Below are 21,288 nucleotides of genomic sequence, written 5' to 3'. Positions count from 1 at the left end.
TGGCGGCGCACCAGCTCGTCGAAGGTGCGGCGCAGCGCCTCCACGTCCAGTGCGCCGGAGAGACGCACCACCATGGGCAGGTTGTAGGACGCACTCCCGGGCTGGAGTTGATCCAGCAGCCACAGCCGCTGCTGGGCGAAGGACAACGGCTCCCGCCCCGTCCGCGCCACGGCCTCCAGCTTCGGCACCGTTAACGCCAGCCCCGTGCTCCGGGCCGCTTCGACCTTGAGGACGAGCCCTGCGACCGTCGGGGCCTCGAAGAGGGCTCGCAGTGGCAGTTCGACACTGAAGGCCGAGCGGATACGGGACATCGCCTGCGTCGCCAGCAGCGAGTGACCACCCAGCTCGAAGAAGCTGTCGTGGATGCCCACCTGCTTCACGCCGAGCAGCAGCGCCCACAGTCGTGTGAGCACTTCCTCGGTCTCCGTGCGCGGCGCCACGTACTCCTGGCTGCGCTCCGCACCTGCCTCCGGCCTGGGCAGGGCCTTGCGGTCCACCTTGCCGTTGGCGTTGAGGGGCAGTGCCTCCAACACCACGAAGGCCGACGGCACCATGTACTCCGGCAACCGGCCCTTCAGGGCACTGCGCAGGGCCGTGGCCTCCACGGTGTGGCCGGGCTGCGCCACCACGTACGCCACCAGTCGCTTGTCTCCCGGTGCGTCCTCCCGCACCACCACCACCACGTCGCGCACGGACGGCTGCGCGCCCAGCGCCGCTTCGACTTCGCCCAGCTCGATGCGGAAGCCTCGCACCTTCACCTGGAAGTCCATCCGGCCCAGGTACTCCAGCGTCCCGTCCCGGCCCCACCGCACCTTGTCTCCCGTGCGGTAGAGGCGTGCTCCCGGCTCCTCGCTGAAGCCGTCGGGCACGAAGCGCTCCGCCGTCAACCCGGGCTGGCCCAGGTAACCGCGCGCCAGGCCTTCGCCTCCCAGGTACAGCTCTCCAGGTACGCCCACCGGCACCGGCTGGCCCTTCGCATCCAGCACGTACGCTTGCGTGCCTTCCAGCGGACGGCCGATTCGCGGCTCCGTCTTCGCTCCGCGCTCTACCCGCGCGTGCGTCGAGTACGTCGTGTCCTCCGTCGGGCCGTAGAGGTTGTTGACCTCCTTCACCTGCGGCAGCGCGTACAGCGCCTGCACCAGCCGGTTCGGCAGTGCTTCACCCGCGAGGTTCACTGTCTCCACCGTCGACGGGAGGCCTCCGCTTCGCACCAGCTCCGCCACGGCCGACGGCACCGTGTTCAGCAACGTCACGCGCTCGGCTTCCTTCAAACCGGCGAGGGCGAGCGCGTTCTCTGCCACCACCACCGTGCCGCCACTCACCAACGGCGCGAAGACTTCGAACACCGACAGGTCGAAGTTCAGCGACGTCGCCGCCAGTACGCCCTTCAACTGCTCCGACGTGAAGGTCGCGGTGGCCCACTTCAGGAAGGACACCGCGCTCGCGTGCGTCACCGCCACGCCCTTCGGACGTCCCGTGCTTCCCGACGTGTACAGCACGTAGGCCAACTGCTGCGCTGTACCCGTGTTGCCCAGACCCGCATCCGAATACGCAGTCAACGTTCCCGCGTCCGCGTCGAGTCGCACTCGCTGGCCCGTGTACTCCGGCAGCACGTCCTCCAGGCCCGCCTGTGTCACCACCACTGGCGCGCCCGTGCCTTCCAGCATGTAGGCCAGGCGCTCCTTCGGATACGTCGCATCCAGCGGGACGTAGGCGGCCCCCGCCTTCAGCACGCCCAGGAGTGCCACCACCATGGCTTCCGTGCGCTCCATGCACACGCCCACCCGGCTCTCCTCCCCGACTCCCAATGTCCGCAGGTGACGCGCCAACTGGTTCGCCCGCGCCTCCACCTGCGCGTACGTCAGCTGCGCGCCCTCGTGCACCACCGCCACCGCGCCCGGTGTCTTCGCCGCTTGCGCCGCGAAGAGGCCGTGGATGGATTCTGTCGCTTCACGCTCCTGGGCCGCCGTGCCCGCGAAGCGCTTCAGCACCTGCTGACGCTCCTCCGCCTCCAGCAGCGGCAGGTCCCAGACGCTCGCATCCGCGTCCTTCGTGAGCCCGCGCAGCAACGTCCCCAGGTGTCCCAACAGCCGCTGGGCCGTCTCCGCGTCGTACAGGTCGGTGTTGTATTCGAGCGACGCAGCGAACCCCTGGCCCGTCTCCGACATCGTCAACGACAGGTCGAACTTCGCCGTCGCGCCTTCCGTCTCCACGGGACGCAACGTCAATCCGCCGACGCCGGGCAGGGCTTCGTCCGGCCCCTTCGCGCTGTTCTGCAGCGTGAACATCACCTGGAAGAGTGGCGAGCGGCTCAGGTCGCGCTCCGGCTTCAGCTCCTCCACCAGCTTCTCGAACGGCACTTCCTGGTGCGCGTACGCGCCCAGCGTCGTCTCCTTCACCTGCCGCAGCACCTGACGGAAGGACGGACTGCCCTCCAACCGCGAGCGGATCACCAGCGTGTTGACGAAGAAGCCGATGAGCCCTTCCAGCTCCGTGCGGTTGCGACCCGCGATGGGCGTTCCCACGCTGATGTCCTGCTGCCCGCTGTAGCGCGCCAGCAGCACCTGCCACGCCGCCAGCAGCACCATGAAGGACGTGGCGCCCTCCCGACGTGCCAGCGTCGACACCGCCTCTTCCAGCGACTTCGGCAACAGCACCGATGCGCTCGCACCCCGCACCGTCTGGACCGCGGGCCTGGGCCGATCCGTCGGCAGCTCGATGGCCCTGGGGGCCCCCGACAACTGCTGACGCCACCAGGACAGCTGCGCTTCCAGCACATCACCACGGAGCCACCCGTGCTGCCAGGCCGCGTAGTCCGCGTACTGCACCGCCAGCTCCGGCAGCGGCGAGGGACGCCCTTCCGCGTACGCCGCGTAGAGCGCGGCCACTTCACGCACCAGCACCCGCATCGACCAGCCGTCGGACACCGCGTGGTGCATGACCAGCACCAGCACGTGCTCCTGCTCCGACTCCGTGAGCAGCAACGCGCGGAAGAGCGGGCCCTGGCTCAGGTCGAACGGACGCGCGACTTCCGCCTCCACGACACGCCGGACTTCGTCCTGCCGCGCTTCGGCCGCTCGCTCCGAGAGGTCGATGACGCCCAGCGCTCCGGAGGACTTCGGCGTGATGACCTGGACCGGTTCGCCATCACGGACCTGGAACGTGGTGCGCAGGGCCTCGTGCCGACGCACCAGCTCCGCGAACGTGCGCTCCAGGGCCGGCACGTCCAGCCTCCCCGACAGCCGGAGGGCGACAGGCAGGTTGTACTGGGCGCTTCCCGGCTGGAGCTGATCCAGGAACCACAGGCGCTGCTGCGCGAAGGAGAGCGGTTCGGCCCCCGTCCTCGCCACGGGCACCAGGGCGGGAATCACGGACCGCTCGGTGTCGTGGGTCGCACGCACCGCTTCGTCCACCTTCAGCGCGAGGCGGGACACCGTGGGTGCCTCGAAGAGCGCACGCAGCGGCAGCTCCACGCCGAACGCCGAACGGATGCGGGACATCGCCTGCGTCGCCAGCAGCGAGTGCCCACCCAGCTCGAAGAAGCTGTCCTCCGCTCCCACCTGGGGCACGCCCAGGACCTGGGCCCAGAGGCTCGCGAGCAACACCTCCGTCGGGGTGCTCGGGGCCACCCACTGATCCGGACGGGACGCGCCCGCCTCGGGTGCCGGCAAGGCGCGCCGGTCCACCTTGCCGCTGGTGTTGAGCGGCAGGGTGTCCAGCACCACGAACGCCGACGGCACCATGTACTCCGGCAGCTGCTCCCGCAGGAAGGCGTGGAGCACGCCGGACTCCAGCGTCGCTCCGCCTTCGGCCACGACGTACGCCACCAGTCGCTTGCCACCGCGGGCGTCGTCGCGCACGACGACCACGCACTCGCGCACCGCCGGATGCTGGGCGAGCGCCTGTTCGATCTCTCCGGGCTCGATGCGGAAGCCACGGACCTTGACCTGATCATCGGCGCGGCCCAGGAACTCCAGCATCCCTTCGGCCAGCCAGCGCACCCGGTCGCCAGTCCGGTACAGCCGGGCTCCGGGCTCGGGGGTGAACGGATCCGGGATGAAGCGTTCGGCCGTCAGCGCGGGGCGGCGCAGGTAGCCGCGCGACACGCCCGCTCCCGCGACGTACAGCTCGCCACCGACTCCGACGGGGACCGGCCGCAGGCGGGCGTCCAGCACGTAGGCCCGCATGTTCGTGATGGGCTGGCCAATGGGAGGCGCCTGCGTCGAGGCGCTCACCACCGCCGCGGTGGAGACCACCGTGCCTTCCGTGGGGCCGTAGTGGTTGACGACCTGGAACGGCAGGCCATCGACGTCCACGCGGTGCAGCCGGTCTCCGCCCGTCAGCAGCGTGCGGAGCGCCGTCGCTGCGGGCCACTCGTGGGCGATCACCGCTTCGGCGAGCACCGTGGGCAGGAACGCGACGGTGATGCGCCGCGCGGTCAGCCAGTGCACCAGCTCGGAGGGCGCGGTGCGCACCTCTTCCGGCGGAAGGTGCAGGCTCGCGCCCGTGGCCAGCGTGGGCCAGATCTCCCAGACGGACGCGTCGAAGGCCAGGCCCGCGAGCTGCGTCGTCCGATCCGCCTCCGTCAGTCCGTAAGCGCGCTGATGCCACGTCACCATGTTGCCGAGGTTCGCGTGTTCAACCTCCACGCCCTTCGGCCGCCCGGTGGAGCCCGACGTGTAGATGACGTAGGCGAGCTGCCCCGCCGCGACCGATGCCAGGACTCCCGCGTCCGGGGCCACGAGGGTCTCCCAGTCCGAGTCCAGGCACAGCACGTGCGCCGATCCTTCCGGCAATGCCTCACGGAGTGAGCGCTGCGTGAGCACCACCGGCATCCGGGCGTCTTCCAGCAGGTACGCCAGTCGCTCGCGAGGATGGGCCGGATCCAACGGGACGTACGCGCCGCCCGCCTTGAGCACGGCCAGCATGCCCACCACCATCTCGGGCGAGCGCTCCACGCACAGGCCCACGCGGACCTCGGGGCCCACGCCCAACGCGCGCAGGTGCCGCGCGAGCCGGTTCGACCGGGCCTCCAGCTCGCCGTACGTCAGCTTCGCGCCGGAGGCCGACTCCACCGCCACCGCTCCGGGTGCCCGCGCGGCCTGGACGGCGAAACGCTCGTGCACGGCCCCTTCCGTGGGGAAGGCGACGTGGGTGTCGTTCCAGCGCACGAGGACCTGCTGACGTTCGGCCGCATCCAGCAGCGGCACGTCCCACACGTCCGCATCCGCGTCCTTCGCGAGTCCCTCCAGCAGCAACCCCAGGTGCTTCAACATCCGGTCCGCCGTCGTCGGGTCGAAGAGGTCCGTGTTGAATTCGAGCGACGCGCGGAGGCCCGAGGGGTCTTCCATCATCGACAGCGTCAGGTCGTACTTCGCCGTGTTCCCGACCGTTTCGAGCGAGCGCAGCGACAGGGCGCCTTCGGAGGAAGGGGCCTCCTGCGTTCCTGACACCGCGTTCTGCAGGGTGAACATCACCTGGAAGAGCGGCGGGCGGCTCAGGTCGCGCTCCGGCTTCAGCTCCTCCACCAGCTTCTCGAACGGCACCTCCTGGTGCGCGTACGCCCCCAGCGTCGTCTCCTTCACCTGGCGCAGCACCTGACGGAAGGACGGACTGCCCTCCAGCCGCGAGCGGATCACCAGCGTGTTGACGAAGAAGCCGATGAGCCCTTCCAGCTCCGTGCGGTTGCGGCCCGCGATGGGCGTTCCCACGCTGAGGTCCTGCTGTCCGCTGTAGCGCGCGAGCAGCACCTGCCATGCCGCCAGCAACACCATGAAGGACGTGGCGCCCTCCTGGCGTGCCAGCGTCTTCAGCGACTCGTTCAGCGACTTCGGGAGCATCCGGGACGCGTTGGCGCCGTGGAAGCGTTGCACCGCGGGCCTGGGCCGATCCGTGGGCAACTCCAGCGCGTGCGGGGCGCCGTCCAACTGCTGACGCCACCAACCGAGCTGCGCCTCCAGCACCTCGTCTCGCAGCCAGCCGCGCTGCCAGGCCGCGTAGTCCGCGTACTGCACCGCCAGCTCCGGCAGCGGTGACACACGGCCCGCCGCATACGCGCCGTAGAGTGCGGACACTTCGCGCACGAGCACGTCCATCGACCAGCCGTCGGACACGATGTGGTGCATCACCAGCACCAGCGCGTGTTCCGTCTCCGTCAGCCGCACCAACGTCGCGCGGAAGAGCGGACCCTGGCTCAAGTCGAACGGACGATGGGCATCCGCGGCCACCTGCTTCTGGAGCTTCGTCTCACGCTGCGACTCGGACAGTCCGTCCAGCGACGTGAAGGCCCAGGCCATCTCCTGCGATGGAGCGACCACCTGGAAGGGCTGGCCGTCGTGCACCTGGAAGGTCGTGCGCAGGGCCTCGTGACGGCGCACCAGTTCGTCGAAGGTGCGGCGCAGGGCCTCCACGTCCAGTGCACCGGAGAGACGCACCGCCATGGGCAGGTTGTAGGACGCGCTCCCGGGCTGGAGCTGATCCAGCAGCCACAACCGCTGCTGCGCGAAGGACAGGGGTTCCCGACCCGTCCGAGGCAGTGCCTCCAGACGGGGGGCCGTCAATGCGAGCCCCGCGCTCCGGGCTGCTTCCACCTTGAGGGACAGCTCCGCGACGGTCGGGGATTCGAAGAGGGCTCGCAGTGGCAGCTCGACGTTGAAGGCCGTCCGGATGCGAGACATCGCCTGCGTCGCCAGCAGTGAGTGGCCGCCCAGTTCGAAGAAGCTGTCGTGGATGCCCACCTGCTTCACGCCGAGCAGCAGCGCCCACAGTCGTGTGAGCACTTCCTCGGTCTCCGTGCGCGGCGCCACGTACTCCTGGCTGCGCTCCGCACCTGCCTCCGGCCTGGGCAGGGCCTTGCGGTCCACCTTGCCGTTGGCGTTGAGGGGCAGCGCTTCCAGCACCACGAAGGCCGACGGCACCATGTACTCCGGCAGCCGGCCCTTCAGTGCGCTCCGCAGGGCCGTGGCCTCCACGGTGTGGCCCGGCTGCGCCACCACGTACGCCACCAGTCGCTTGTCTCCCGGTGCGTCCTCGCGCACCACCACCACCACGTCGCGCACCTGGGGCTGCGCACCCAGCGCCGCTTCGACTTCGCCCAGCTCGATGCGGAAGCCTCGCACCTTCACCTGGAAGTCCATTCGGCCCAGGTACTCCAGCGTCCCGTCCCTCCCCCACCGCACCTTGTCTCCCGTGCGGTACAGCCGCGCTCCCGGCTCCTCGCTGAAGCCGTCGGGCACGAAGCGCTCCGCCGTCAACCCGGGCTGGCCCAGGTAGCCTCGCGCCAGGCCTTCGCCTCCCAGGTACAGCTCTCCGGGTACGCCCACCGGCACCGGCTGGCCCTTCGCGTCCAGCACGTACGCTTGCGTGCCTTCCAGCGGGCGGCCGATTCGCGGCTCCGTCTTCGCTCCGCGCTCCACCCGCGCGTGCGTCGAGTACGTCGTGTCTTCTGTCGGGCCGTAGAGGTTGTTGACCTCCTTCACCTGCGGCAGCGCGTACAGCGCCTGCACCAGCCGGTTCGGCAGTGCTTCACCCGCGAGGTTCACTGTCTCCACCGTCGACGGGAGGCCTCCGCTTCGCACCAGCTCCGCCACGGCCGACGGCACCGTGTTCAGCAACGTCACGCGCTCGGCTTCCTTCAAACCGGCGAGGGCGAGCGCGTTCTCTGCCACCACCACCGTGCCGCCACTCACCAGCGGTGCGAAGACTTCGAACACCGACAGGTCGAAGTTCAGCGACGTCGCGGCCAGTACGCCCTTCAACTGCTCCGGCTTGAAGGTGCCCGTGGCCCACTTCAAGAAGGCCACTGCGCTCGCGTGCGTCACCGCCACGCCCTTCGGACGGCCCGTGCTTCCCGACGTGTACAGCACGTACGCCAGCTGGCTCGGGAGGCTGCTCACCTTCAACGGCGTGGGAACGTAGCCGTTCAACACCGCCGCATCCGTGTCGAGCCGCACGCACTGCCCCGTGTACTCCGGCAGCACGTCCTCCAGGCCCGCCTGCGTCACCACCACCGGGGCGCCCGTGCCTTCCAGCATGTAGGCCAGGCGCTCCTTCGGGTACGTCGCATCCAGCGGGACGTAGGCAGCCCCCGCCTTCAGCACGCCCAGCAGCGCCACCACCATCGCTTCCGTGCGCTCCACGCACACGCCTACCCGGCTCTCCTCCCCCACGCCCAGCGTCTTCAGGTGACGCGCCAGTTGGTTCGCGCGTGCCTCCACCTGTGCGTACGTCAACTCCGCGCCCTCGTGCACCACCGCCACCGCAGCGGGCGTCTTCGCCGCTTGGGCCGCGAAGAGGCCGTGCACGGTCTCCGTCGTCTCACGCTCCTGGGCTGCCGTGCCCGCGAAGTGCTTCAGCACCTGCTGGCGCTCCTCCGCCTCCAGCAACGGCAGGTCCCAGACGCTCGCATCCGCGTTCTGGGTGATCGCGACCAGCAACGTCCCGAGATGACCCAGCATCCGCTGCGCCGTCTCCGCGTCGTACAGGTCGGTGTTGTATTCGAGCGATGCCGCGAGCCCCCGGCCCGTCTCCGCCATTCCCAGCGACAGGTCGAACTTCGCGGTGGTCCCTTCCGTCTCCACCGGGCTCAGCACGAGCCCACCCGGCAGCGCCTGGCCTGATCCACCCGGTGTGTTCTGGAACGTGAACATCACCTGGAAGAGCGGCGAGCGGCTCAGATCGCGCTCCGGCTTCAGCTCCTCCACCAGCTTCTCGAACGGCACTTCCTGGTGCGCGTACGCGCCCAGCGTCGTCTCGCGAACCTGACGCAGCACCTCGCGGAAGCTCGCGCGCTCGTCCAGCTTCGTGCGCAGCACCAGCGTGTTCACGAAGAAGCCGATGAGGCCTTCCAGCTCCGTGCGGTTACGGCCTGCGATGGGCGTGCCCACGGTGATGTCCTGCTGTCCGCTGTAGCGGGCGAGCAGCACCTGCCACGCCGAGAGCAGCACCATGAAGGGCGTTGCTCCCTCCTGACGCGCCAGGGCCGCCACGCCCTCTTCCAAGGCTCGCGGCAACTGGAGCCCGGTCCTCGCGCCACGGAAGCTCTGCGTCGCCGGACGCGGCCGGTCCGTGGGCAACTCCAGCGCGTGCGGCGCTCCCTCCAGCTGCTGACGCCACCAGCCGAGCTGGCCTTGCAGCACGTCGCCTCGCAACCAGCCGCGCTGCCACGCCGCGTAGTCCGCGTACTGCACTTCCAGCTCCGGCAGCGGTGATGCACGGCCCGCCGCGTAGGCGCTGTAGAGCGCGGCCACTTCGCGCACGAGCACGTCCATCGACCAGCCGTCCGACACGATGTGGTGCATCACCAGCACCAGCACGTGCTCCGTCTCCGACAGCCGCGCCAGCTTCGCGCGGAAGAGCGGACCCCGGCTCAGATTGAACGGACGGGTGGCCTCTTCCCTGGCGAACCGGTTCACTTCGGCGGTCTGCTCGGAGGCAGTCCGTCCCACGAGCGCGATCATTTCGAGAGCGGACTCGACGCGGGGAGCGATGACCTGGACCGGCTGGCTGTCCCGGGTCTCGAAGGTCGTCCGCAAGGCCTCGTGCCGACGCACCAACTCCGTGAACGTGCGCTGCAACGCCGGCACATCCAGGCGCCCCGCCAGCTTCACCGCGGTGGCCATGTTGTAGGAAGCGCTGCCCGGCTCCAGCTGATCCAGGAACCACAGGCGCTGCTGCGCGAACGACAGCGGCAGGTTGCTCGCGGTGCGGTCCACCGCCACGAGCTTCGGGACCACGGCTTCCTGCCCCGCGCGCTGCGCCGCCTCCACTCGCAGCGCGAGCTTGGCGACGGTGGACGCCTCGAAGAGCGCTCGCAGGGGCAGCTCCACCCCGAAGGCGCTCCGCACGCGCGACATCGCCTGCGTCGCCAGCAGCGAGTGCCCGCCCAGGTCGAAGAAGTTGTCCTCCGCCCCGACTCGCGCGACTCCCAGCACCTGCGCCCACACCTGGGCCAGCAGCTCCTCCGTCGGCGTGCGCGGGGCCACGAAGTGCGCCGTCTCCTGCGCCCCGTCCGGCGTGGGCAGGGCCTTGCGGTCCACCTTCCCGTTGGGCGTCAGCGGCAGCGCGTCCAGCACCACGAAGGCCGCCGGCACCATGTACTCCGGCAGTCGCTCGCGCAGGAAGTCGCGCAGCTGCACGCTGTCCGTACCCTCCGGCGCCACCACGTACGCGATGAGGCGTCGCGGGTCCTCTCGCAACAGCACCACCGCCGTGCGCACCGCAGGGTGCTTGCCCAGCACTGATTCGATTTCGCCCAGCTCCACCCGGAAGCCGCGCAGCTTCACCTGCGTGTCCGCTCGGCCCAGGAATTCGATGTTCCCGTCCGCCAGGTGCCGCGCCCTGTCTCCGGAGCGGTACAGCCGCGAGCCCGGTGCCCCATAGGGGTTCGGCACGAAGCGCTCCGCCGTCAACTCGGGACGGTGGCAGTAGCCTCGCGTCACGCCTTCGCCGCCGATGTACAGCTCGCTCGCCACGCCCGCCGGCACCGGCTTCAAGGCCGCGTCCAGCACGTACATCCGCACGTTCGCGAAGGGCTTCCCAATCGGCACCAGCCGGTTGTCCCCCGCTGCCAGCGCGTCGCTCTCGAACCACGTGCTGTCGATGGTGGTTTCGCTGATGCCGTACGAGTTGATGAGGCGCGTTTTCTCGCCAATCACGCCCCGGATGCGCCGGTACTCATTCACGTACCAGGCGTCGGAGCCGGCGATGAGCACCTTCATCGCCTCCAGTCGCTGGCCCGTCTCCTCCAGGTGCTGCAACAGCCCTCGCAGCACCGCCGGGACGAACTCCGCGCAGTCGACGCGCTCCGCTTCCATCAGCCCGTGCAGCTTCTTTGGCTCCAGCAGCCACTCGCGCGGGCACAGCACCAGCTTTGCTCCCGAGCAGAGGGCGCGGGACAAGTCGCCGCCGAAGACGTCGAAGGAGAAGCTCGCCATCTGCAGGTGGCTTCGGCACTCCGCCTTCAAGGCGTAGCTTCGCTCCCAGCCCAGGTACGCATTGGCCCAGCTCTGGTGCGAAACCATGACGCCCTTGGGCGTCCCCGTGCTCCCTGACGTGAAGACGACGTAGGCCAGATTCTCAGGCTGCGCCGTGCGTGAAGGCGCTTCGGTGGACAGGCCCGCGCGTGCGGGGGCCTCCGCGTCCAGCAGGTAGCGCTGGAGACCCGGGGCCTCCACCGTGCCTTCCAGCGACTGCTGCGTCAGCAGCAGCGACATGCGCGACTCGGACACCATCAGCGCCAGTCGGTCCGCCGGGTAGGACGGGTCCAACGGCACGTATGCGCCGCCCGCCTTGAGGATGCCCAGCAGCGCCACCAGCAGGCGCGGCGTGCGCTCCAGGCACACGCCCACCAGCACCTCGGGGCCCACGCCCAGGCTTCGCAGGTGGTGCGCCAACTGGTTCGCCTGCGCGTCCAGCTCGCCGTACGTCAGCGCCGCTTCTCCGGGGGCCACCACCGCCTGCGCGTCCGGCGTCAGGCGTGCCTGGGCCGCGAAGCGCTCCAGAATCCCCTGCTCCACCGGCAGCGCCACGTCGGTGTCGTTCCACTCCACCAGCACCCGTCGCCGCTCGGCCTCGCCCAACATCGGCAGGTCCAGCACGCGCGCATCCGGCTGCGCCGCGATGCCCTGAAGCAGCACACCGAAGTGCGCCAGCATCCGCTGCGCCGTCGCCGCGTCGAAGAGGTCGGTGTTGTACTCGAGGGACGCCGACAGGCCCTGGCCCCGGTCTCCCATGTCCAGGGACAGTTCGAACTTGGCGGTGTCGCCTTCGGCATCCAGCGGTTGCAGCCGCAGCCCGGTCGGGAGCTGGGCCGCGGGCAACGGGGCGTTCTGGAGCGAGAACATCACCTGGAAGAGCGACGAGCGGCTCATGTCGCGCTCCGGCTTCAGCTCCTCGACCAGCTTCTCGAACGGAACCTCCTGGTGCGCATAGGCGCCCAGCGCCACCTCTCGCACCTGACGCAGCACCTGGCGGAAGGTGGCCTCACCGGTGACCTGTGTGCGCAGCACCAGCGTGTTGATGAAGAAGCCGATCAGTCCTTCCAACTCCGTGCGATTGCGGCCCGCGATGGGCGTGCCCACGCTGATGTCGTCCTGCCCGCTGTAGCGCGAGAGCAGCACCTGCCAGGCCGCGAGCAGCGTCATGAAGGGCGTCGCGCCCTCCTCACGGCTCAGGGACCAGAGGGCGTCTCGCAACGACAGGGGCATCGTCACGGAGCAGCTGCTGCCCCGGAACGTCTGCACCGCCGGACGCGGCCGGTCCGTGGGCAGCTCCAGTGCGTGCGGCGCTCCTCCCAACTGCCGCTTCCAATACGAGAGCTGCTCCGCCAGCACGTCTCCCTGCAACCAGTCGCGCTGCCAGGCCGCGTAGTCCGCGTACTGCACCGCCAGCTCCGGCAAGGGCGACGGCTGCCCGGTGCTGTACGCGCCGTAGATCGCGGCCACTTCCCGCACCAGCACGCCGCGCGACCAACCGTCGGAGACGATGTGGTGCACCGACAACAGGAGCACGTGCTCCACGTCCGACAACCGGATCAGCGTCACCCGGAAGAGCGGGCCTCGCTCCAGATTGAACGGACGCCGGACTTCCGCCTCCGCCAACGCCTGCGCACGGGCCTCCGCGTCCGCCTCACCCGACAGGTCCACCCACGTCAGGGGCACTTCCGTCGCCGGTGCCACCACCTGCACCGGACTGCCGGCGAGGGCTCGGAACGTCGTGCGCAGGGACTCGTGACGGCGCACCAGTTCGCCGAACGTGCGGCGCAGCGCGACCACGTCCAGCTCGCCCGACAGCCTCACGGCCGTCGGGATGTTGTAGGAGGTCCCGCCCGGCTCCAGCTGATCCAGGAACCACAGGCGCTGCTGCGCGAACGACAGCGGCAGCGCGTCCGTGCGCTCCACCCGCACCAGGGGCGGCATCCGCATGCCGCTGCCCGCATGGACCGCGAGGTCGATGCGCGTGGCCAGCCGCTCCAGCACCGCATCCTCGAACAACGCGCGCAGCGGCAGCTCCACCTGGAACGTCTGGCGGATCCGGCTGATGGCCTGCGTCGCCAGCAGCGAGTGCCCGCCCAGCTCGAAGAAGCTGTCGCCCAGGCCCACCTGCTTCGCGCCCAGCAGCGCACTCCAGATGCTCGCAAGCTGCTGCTCGGTGGGCGTGCGCGGCGCGATGAAGCCTCGCGCGTCCCCGTCCAGTTGCTCCGGCTTCGGCAGGGCCTTGCGGTCCACCTTGCCGTTGGCGTTGAGCGGCAGCGCCTCCAGCACCATCAGGGCCGACGGCACCATGTACTCCGGCAGCCGTCCCTTCAGCTCGCTTCGCAGCGCCGTGACGTCCACGGTGTGGCCTGGCTTCGCCACCACGTACCCCACCAGCCGCTTGTCCCCGGGCACGTCCTCACGCGCCACCACCACCGCCTCGCGCACGCCTTCGCACGCGCTCAGCCCCGCCTCCACCTCGCCCAGCTCCACGCGGTATCCGCGCACCTTCAGCTGGAAGTCCACTCGGCCCAGGAACTCCAGCTTCCCGTCCTCCCGCTGCCGGACCTTGTCTCCCGTCCGGTACAGCCGCGCGCCGGGCTCCTCGCTGTACGCGTCCGGTACGTAGCGCTCCGCCGTGAGTTCCGGTCGGCCCACGTACCCGCGCGTCACCACCGCGCCGCCCACATACAAATCCCCCGCCACGCCTCGCGGCACCGGACGCCCGCTCGCGTCCAGCACGTACATCCGCGCGTTTCCAATGGGCCGGCCCAGCGCCAGCGTCGCCGCGCCTTCGTCCCATGTGCCTTCCACGGGGTTCGTCAGCACGCCCACCGTCGTCTCCGTCGGGCCGTAGTGGTTGAAGACGGCGCACTCCGGCGCCAGCCGCTGCACTGCCTCCACCAGCGCCCTGTCCGACGCCTCGCCGCCCACCACCAGTCGCTTCAGTGGCAGCACCTGCTTCGCATTCGGTCCGCTCAGCAACGCCCGCAGGTGCGAGGGCACCACCTTCAAGCCCTCCACCCGGTGCGTCTGCATGTACGCGCCCAACGCTTCCGCGTCGGAGGCCACTTCCTTCGCCACCAGGTGCAGCGTCCCGCCTCCGCACAGCATCGGGAAGACGGCTGTGTGCCCCAGGTCCGCCGCCAGCGTCGTCACCGACGCGAAGCTCATTCCCTCCGTCAGCTTCAGCCGACCTCGGATGCTCTCCACGTAGTTGGCCAGCTGCCGGTGCTCCACCACTACGCCCTTCGGGCGGCCCGTGCTGCCTGACGTGAAGATGGCGTACACGGGGTTTTCACTCCGCACGCCCGACTCCACGCGCTCGGTGCTCCCGCCCGCCTCTTCCACCGCTTCGACGACGACGGTGGTGCAGCCCAGCCCCGCCACGTCCTCGGCATACGCCTGCTGCGTCACCACCACGCGCAGGCTTGCATCCTCCGCAATCGCCTTCACGCGCGCCGCGGGGAAGGACGTGTCCATGGGCACGTACCCGCCGCCCGCCTTGAGGATGCCCAGCATCCCCACGACGGACTCCACCGTGCGCTCCACGTACAGCCCCACCAGCACCTCGGGGCCCACGCCTTGCTTCACCAACGCTCGCGCCAGCCGGTTCGCCTTCGCGTCCAGCTCCGCGTACGTCAACTGCTTGCCCTCCGCCACCACCGCCACGGCCCCGGGCACTCGCTCCACCTGTGCTTCGAACAGCGCGTGGATGCACGCGGACGGCACCGCTTCCGCCGTCTGGTTCCACGTCTTCAGCACCTGCTGACGCTCGCCCTCCCCCATCAACGGCAGCGCTGCCACGGACACGTCCGGGTTCGCCGCGATGCCCTCCAGCAGCACGCCGAAGTGCGCCATCATCCGCTCCACCGTCGAGCGTTCGAACAGGTCGGCGCGGTAGTCGCTGATTGACAGCAGCCCCATGCCGGTGTCCTTGAAGGACACCGTCAGGTCGACCTTCGCCGCACCCTCGTCACGGCCGAGCGAACGCAGCTTGAGCCCTGGCAGCTCGATGGAGGCCGCGGGCGTGTTCTGCACCGACAGCTTCACCTGGAACACCGGGGCGTGGCCCAGGCTGCGCTCGGGGTTGATCGCCTTCACCAGCTCCTCGAACGGCAGGTCCTGGTGCGCGTATGCCCCCAACGCCGTGTCCTTCACGCGACGCAGCAGCGTGCGGAACGTCGGGGCGTCGTCTAGACGCGTGCGCATGGCGAGCTGGTTGACGAAGAAGCCGATGAGCCCCTCGGTCTCCGCGTGGTTGCGGTTCGCGATGTCCGTGCCCACCACGATGTCCGTCTGCCCGCTGTAGCGCGACAGCAGCACCTGGAAGCCCGCGAGCAGCGTCATGTACAGCGTCGCGCCCTCCTGCTGGCTGAGCGCCTGGAGCTTCTCCGACAGCGCCTTGGGGAACTCCGTCGGCACCGTCCCCGCGCGGTGCGCGCGCACCGTCGGCCGGACATGATCCGTGGGCAGCTCCAGGAGGCGCGGCGTGTCCCGCAGCTGCTCGCGCCAGTAGGAGAGCTGCGCTTCGAGCGCGTCACCCTTCAGCCAGCCGCGCTGCCAGGTCGCGTAGTCCGCGTACTGAACCGGCAGCTCCGGCAGCGGCGAGGGCCGGCCCGCATGGAACGCCTCGTAGAGGGCGGCCATCTCCCGCATGAAGATGCCCATGGACCAACCGTCGGAGACGATGTGGTGCATGGTCAGCAGCAACACGTGCCGGTGGTCGTCCTGACGCAGCAACGTGGCCCGCACCAGCGGACCGCGTGACAGGTCGAACGGACGGCGCGACTCCTCCAGCGCGCGCTGCTCCAGCCGCGCTCCGGCCTCCTCCGGCGTCAGTGCCGCGAGGTCCACGACCTCCAGCGCCACGTCGGGCACGCCGGAGATGACCTGCACCGGCTCGCCCTCGTGCACGCCGAAGGCGGTGCGCAGGGATTCGTGGCGGCGGAGGATCTCCTGGAACGCGCGGCCCAGCGCGGGCACGTCCAGCGCGCCCTCCAGGCTCACCGTCAACGGGATGTTGAACGCGAGGCTCCCCGGCTCCAGCTGATCCAGGAACCACAGGCGCTGCTGCGCGAACGACAACGGCAGCGGCTGGTCGCGCGACACCGGCACCAGCGGCGGCACCTCCGGGCCCGAAGCCTGGACGTGCGTGGACAGCCACGCCGCGAGCGCGGCCACGTTGGGCATCTCGAAGAACGCCCGCACGGGCAGGTCCACGCGGAACGCCTGACGGATGCGCGACACGGCCTGCGTCGCCAGCAACGAGTGGCCGCCGAGTTCGAAGAAGTCCGAGGTCCGCCCCACGCGCTCCACGCCCAGCAGCTCCGCCCAGATGCCCGCGAGCGTCGTCTCCACTCCCGGACGGGGCGCGGCCTCCTCTGGCGCCGCCGCCAGTCGCTGCACGTCCGGCCGGGGCAGCGCCTTGCGGTCCACCTTGCCGTTCGGCGTCAGCGGCAGCACGTCCAGCGACACCACCGCCGACGGCACCATGTACTCCGGCAACCGCTCCTTGACGAACCGGCGCAGCGCCTCCGCGTCGACCGTCTCCTCCTCCTGCGGCACCACGTACGCCACGAGTCGCTTCTGGCCGGGCACGTCCTCGCGCGCCACCACCACCACGTCACGCACGGTGGCGTGCTGGCCAAGCACCGCTTCGATCTCTCCCAGCTCGATGCGGAAGCCGCGCAGCTTCACCTGATGATCCGCGCGTCCCGCGAACTCCAGCTGGCCGTCCGCGCGGTAGCGCACCACGTCGCCTGTCCGGTAGAGCCGGCCTCCGGGCTCGCCACCGAAGGCGTCTGGCACGAAGCGCTCGGCCGTCAGGTCCGGGCGCTCCAGGTAGCCACGCCCCACTCCCATGCCGCCGATGAACAGCTCGCCCAGCACGCCCGTGGGCACCGGCTGCCCCGCCGCGTCCAGGACGTACAGGCGTGTGTTCGGGTACGGCCGACCGATGCCGGGCCGTCCCCCGCCCGGCGCGCACTCGGCGCTCGTCGCGGTGACGCTGATCTCCGTGGGGCCGTAGCAGTTGACGAACCTGCGGCCCGCGCCCCAGCGATCCACCAGCTCGGACGGCAGCGCCTCCGCGCCGGAGATGATCGTCTGGAGTTCCGGCAGTGCTTCTTGCGGCAGGGCCGCGAGCACCGGCGGCAACAGCACGGAGGTCGTGATGTGCTGGTCGCGCAGCAGCGCGGTCAGCTCCGGCCCCGGCAGCAGCGCGTCGCGGGACACGAGCACCAGCGTGCCTCCGCCCGCGAGCGTGCCGAAGATCTCCAGCACGGACGCGTCGAAGCCGAACGCGGTGAACTGGAGGACCCGCCGACCCGGCGCGATGTCGAAGTCCGCCACCGTGCGCAGGATCGTGTTGCGGATGCCCCGGTGCTCCACGAGCACGCCCTTGGGCCGCCCCGTCGAACCGGAGGTGAAGATGACGTAGGCCGCGTTGCGGGCGTCCGTCAGCGACGGCGGATTCTCCTTCGATTTGCGCGCGATGACCGCCTGCTCCGCGTCCACCGACAGCAGCCACTCGCCCCGCGAGGGCACCTCGTCCGCCAGCGTGTCCTGCGTCACCACCACGGGCACGCGGGCGTCCTCCAACATCGCGCCCAGCCGCTCGGAGGGATAGGACGGATCCAGCGGCACGTACGCGCCGCCCGCCTTGAGCACGCCGAGCAACGCCACCACCAGCTCCAGCGAACGCTCCAGGCACACGCCCACGCGCGTCTCCGCGCGCACGCCCAGGCCGCGCAGGTGCCACGCGAGCTGGTTGGCCCGCGCGTTCAGCTCGCGGTACGTGAGCGCTTCGCCCTGGAACTCCACGGCCACCGCGTCCGGCGTGCGCTCCACCTGGGCCTCGACGAGCCCGTGCAGCCCACCCTCCTCGGGCAGGGGAAGCGCGGTGTCGTTCCAGGACTCCAGCAGCGTGCGGCGCTCCTCGGCGGACAGCACGTCGAGCGAAGACACGCGCGCCGCGGGCTCGGCGACCGCGGACTCCAGCAGCGCTCTCAGCCGCGTGGACATGCGGTCCATCGTGGACGCGTCGAACAGGTCGGTGCTGTAGACCCACTGGCACGACAGGCCCTGCGGCGTCTCCGTGATGGAGAGCGTGAGGTCCAGGTTCGAGGAGACCGACTCGGCGCCCGAGGCGCGGAAGGTCAGCCCCGGCAGCTCCAACGCGGACGTGGGTGTGTTCTGCAGGATGAGCTTCACCTGGAACAGCGGCGCGTGCGCGAGGCTGCGCTCGGGGTTGAGTGCCTTGACCAGCTCCTCGAACGGCAGGTCCTGGTGCGCGTACGCCCCCAGCGCCGTGTCCTTCACGCGGCCCAGCAGCGTGAGGAAGGTCGGGTCATCCTCCAGCCGGGCCCGCAGGGCGAGCTGGTTGATGAAGAAGCCGATGAGCCCTTCGGTCTCCGCGTGGTGGCGGTTCGCGATGTCCGCGCCCACCACGATGTCCGTCTGCCCGCTGTGACGCGCGAGCAACACCTGGAAGCCCGCGAGCAGCGTCATGTACAGCGTCGCGCCCTCGCGCTGTCCCAGCGTGCGCAGGGCGTGCGTGAGCCGCTCCGGGAGCATCCGGTGGAGGATGGCGCTGCGCGTGCCCTGCACCGCCGGACGCGGACGGTCCGTGGGCAGCTCCAGCAGGCGCGGGGCGCCTCCCAACTGCCCGCGCCAGAAGGAGAGCTGCTCCTCCAGCGCGTCGCCCTTCAGCCAGCCGCGCTGCCAGGCCGCGTAGTCCGCGTACTGCACCGGGAGCGCGGGCAGCGTCGACGGCTGCCCCGTGCGGAACGACTCGTAGAGGGACGTCACCTCGCGCACGAGGACGCCCATGGACCAGCCGTCGGAGATGATGTGGTGCTTGGCCAGGAGGAGCAGGTGCTGCTTCTCCCCCAGTTGGAGCAGCGTGGCCCGGAACAGCGGCCCCCGGCCCAGGTCGAAGGGCCAACGCGACTCCACGCCCGCGATGCGACGGGCCTCCAGCTCGCGCTTGCTGTCCTCCAGCGCGCGCAGGTCCACCCGCGCGAGCACCTGCTCCGGCACGGGCGCGATGCGCTGCACCGGTTCCTGGCCCACGGCCTGGAACGTCGTGCGCAGCGACTCATGCCGGCGCACCAGCTCCTGGAAGGCGCGCTCCAACGCGGCCACGTCCAGGGTGCCCTCCAGGCGGAGGGCGGTGAACATATTGAAGGCCGTGGTCCCGGGCTCCATCTGATCCAGGAACCACAGGCGCTGCTGCGCGAACGACAGCGGCAGCGCGTCCGTGCGCGCCACGGGCAGGAGGGGTGGCGCCTTCGCGCCCAGCGCGGCGGCATCCACCTTCAGCGCCAGCTCCGCGACCGTGGGCGCCTCGAAGAGGGCCCGCAGCGGCAACTGCACGCCCAGCGTGGAGCGGATGCGCGAGATGGCCTGCGTCGCCAGCAGCGAATGTCCGCCCAGCTCGAAGAAGTTGTCGCGCGTGCCCACCCGGGCCACGCCCAGCACCCGGGCCCACTCGCCCGCGAGCACCTCTTCCGTCGGCGTCCTCGGCGCCACGTAGGTGCCGGACACCTCCACGCCCGCTTCACGCGGCTCCGGCAGGGCCTTGCGGTCCACCTTGCCGTTGGCGGTCAGCGGCAGCGCCGGCAGCACGACGAAGGCCGACGGCACCATGTACTCCGGCACCGCGTCCTTCAGCGTCGCACGCACGCTCGCGACGTCCAGACCCTCGCCCACCACGTACGCCACCAACCGCTTGTTCCCGGCGCCCTCACCGCGCGCCACCACCACGCACTCGCGCACGCCCTCGCAGCGGCCCAGCGCGGCCTCCACCTCCGCCAGCTCCACACGGAAGCCCCGCACCTTCACCTGCGTGTCGCCTCGGCCCAGGAACTCCAGCACGCCGTCCGCGCGCCACCGCGCCAGGTCTCCCGTGCGGTACATGCGGCTGCCCGGAGGGCCGAACGGATTCGGCAGGAACGCCGCCGCCGTCAGCTCCGGCCGGCCCAGGTAGCCTCGCGCCACGCCGTCGCCCGCAGCGTACAGCTCCGCCGCCACGCCCACCGGCACCGGCTGCCACTGCCCGTCCAGCACGTACACCTGCGTGTTGCCGATGGGGCGACCAATGGGCACCGTCGTGCCGATGGACTCCACCGTCTCCATGCGGTGGCAGCTTGTGAAGAGCGTGCCTTCCGTGGGCCCGTAGCAGGCCGTCACCGTCACGCCCAACACCTCCAGCGCGCGCTTCACGTGCGGCGCCGACACCACGTCGCCACCCGTGAGGAGCTGCTTCACGCCGCGCAACCCTTCCAGGTTGCCGTCCACCATCTGCGTGAAGAGGCCCGCCGTCAGGTGCAGCACCGTGACGCCGTGGCGCTGGAGCACGCCCTCCATCTCCTTCACGTCACCCACGGGCACCGGCGGGTACACCACCAGTCGCGCGCCGTTCAGCAGCGCGCCCCAGACCTCCAGCGTCGACGCGTCGAAGGACACCGGCGCCACGAGCAGCAGCGTGTCCTCGGCGTCCAGCCGCGCGTAGTTGGGGTGGAGCACCGTGCGCAGCACGCCCGCGTGCTCCGTGCACACGCCCTTGGGCTTGCCCGTGCTGCCCGACGTGAAGTCCACGTAGGCCAGGTTGCCGCCCCCGACTCCGCTCACCACCAGGGACGTGGGCTGACGCGCGAGCGACTCGCGCTCCTCTTCCACGCACAGCACGTCCAGGCCTTCGGTGGGCAGCCGCGCGCCCAGCTCGCGCGTCGTCACCAGCACGCGGGGCCCGGCCTCCGACAGCATGTACGCCAGACGGTCGCGCGGGTAGTCCGCCTCCAGCGGCACGTACGCGCCACCCGCCTTGAGGATGCCCAGCAGCGCCACCACCAGGTCCACGCCGCGCTCCAGGCACAGCGCCACCCGCGACTCCGGGCCCACGCCGCGCGAGCGCAACAGGTGCGCCAGCTGGTTCGCCCGCGCGTCCAGCTGCGCGTACGTCAGCTTCTCGTCACCTGACTCCAGCGCCACCGCGTCCGGCCGCCGCGCCACCTGCGCGGAGAAGACGTCCCCGATGCTCGCCTCGCGCGGGTACTCCGTGGCCGTCTGGTTCCACTCCACCAGCACCCGTCGCTGCTCCTCCGGCGACAGCACGCCCACCTGCCACACGCGCCCGGACTCGGCCGCCACCAGGCCTTCCACCGCGCGCTGCCACTGTCCCAGCAGCCGTTCGATGCCTTCGGCTTCGAAGCGCGGCGTGTCGTACGCCAGCTTCAGGAGCAGCTCGCGGCTGGGGCTGGACGACGCGGTCAGCGGGAAGTTGCTGCGCTCACGGCCCTGGACGTCCCGC

At 70.5% G+C, this 21,288-nt stretch carries 1 protein-coding gene (cut by both window edges); it reads right to left on the bottom strand.

Every position in this 21,288-nt window falls within one protein-coding gene, locus tag D7V97_RS03315, for a non-ribosomal peptide synthetase, read on the bottom strand. The gene is 37,281 nt long; 10,186 of those nucleotides lie to the left of the window and 5,807 to its right, leaving coding positions 5,808–27,095 in view (codon 1,936, partial, through codon 9,032, partial); the first complete codon in reading order (the gene reads right to left) occupies window positions 21,285–21,287. The start codon and the stop codon both lie outside this window.

It is taken from the genome of Corallococcus sp. CA053C (assembly GCF_003611675.1).
Taxonomy (GTDB): domain Bacteria; phylum Myxococcota; class Myxococcia; order Myxococcales; family Myxococcaceae; genus Corallococcus.
This window is presented reverse-complemented; position numbering and strand designations above follow the sequence as displayed.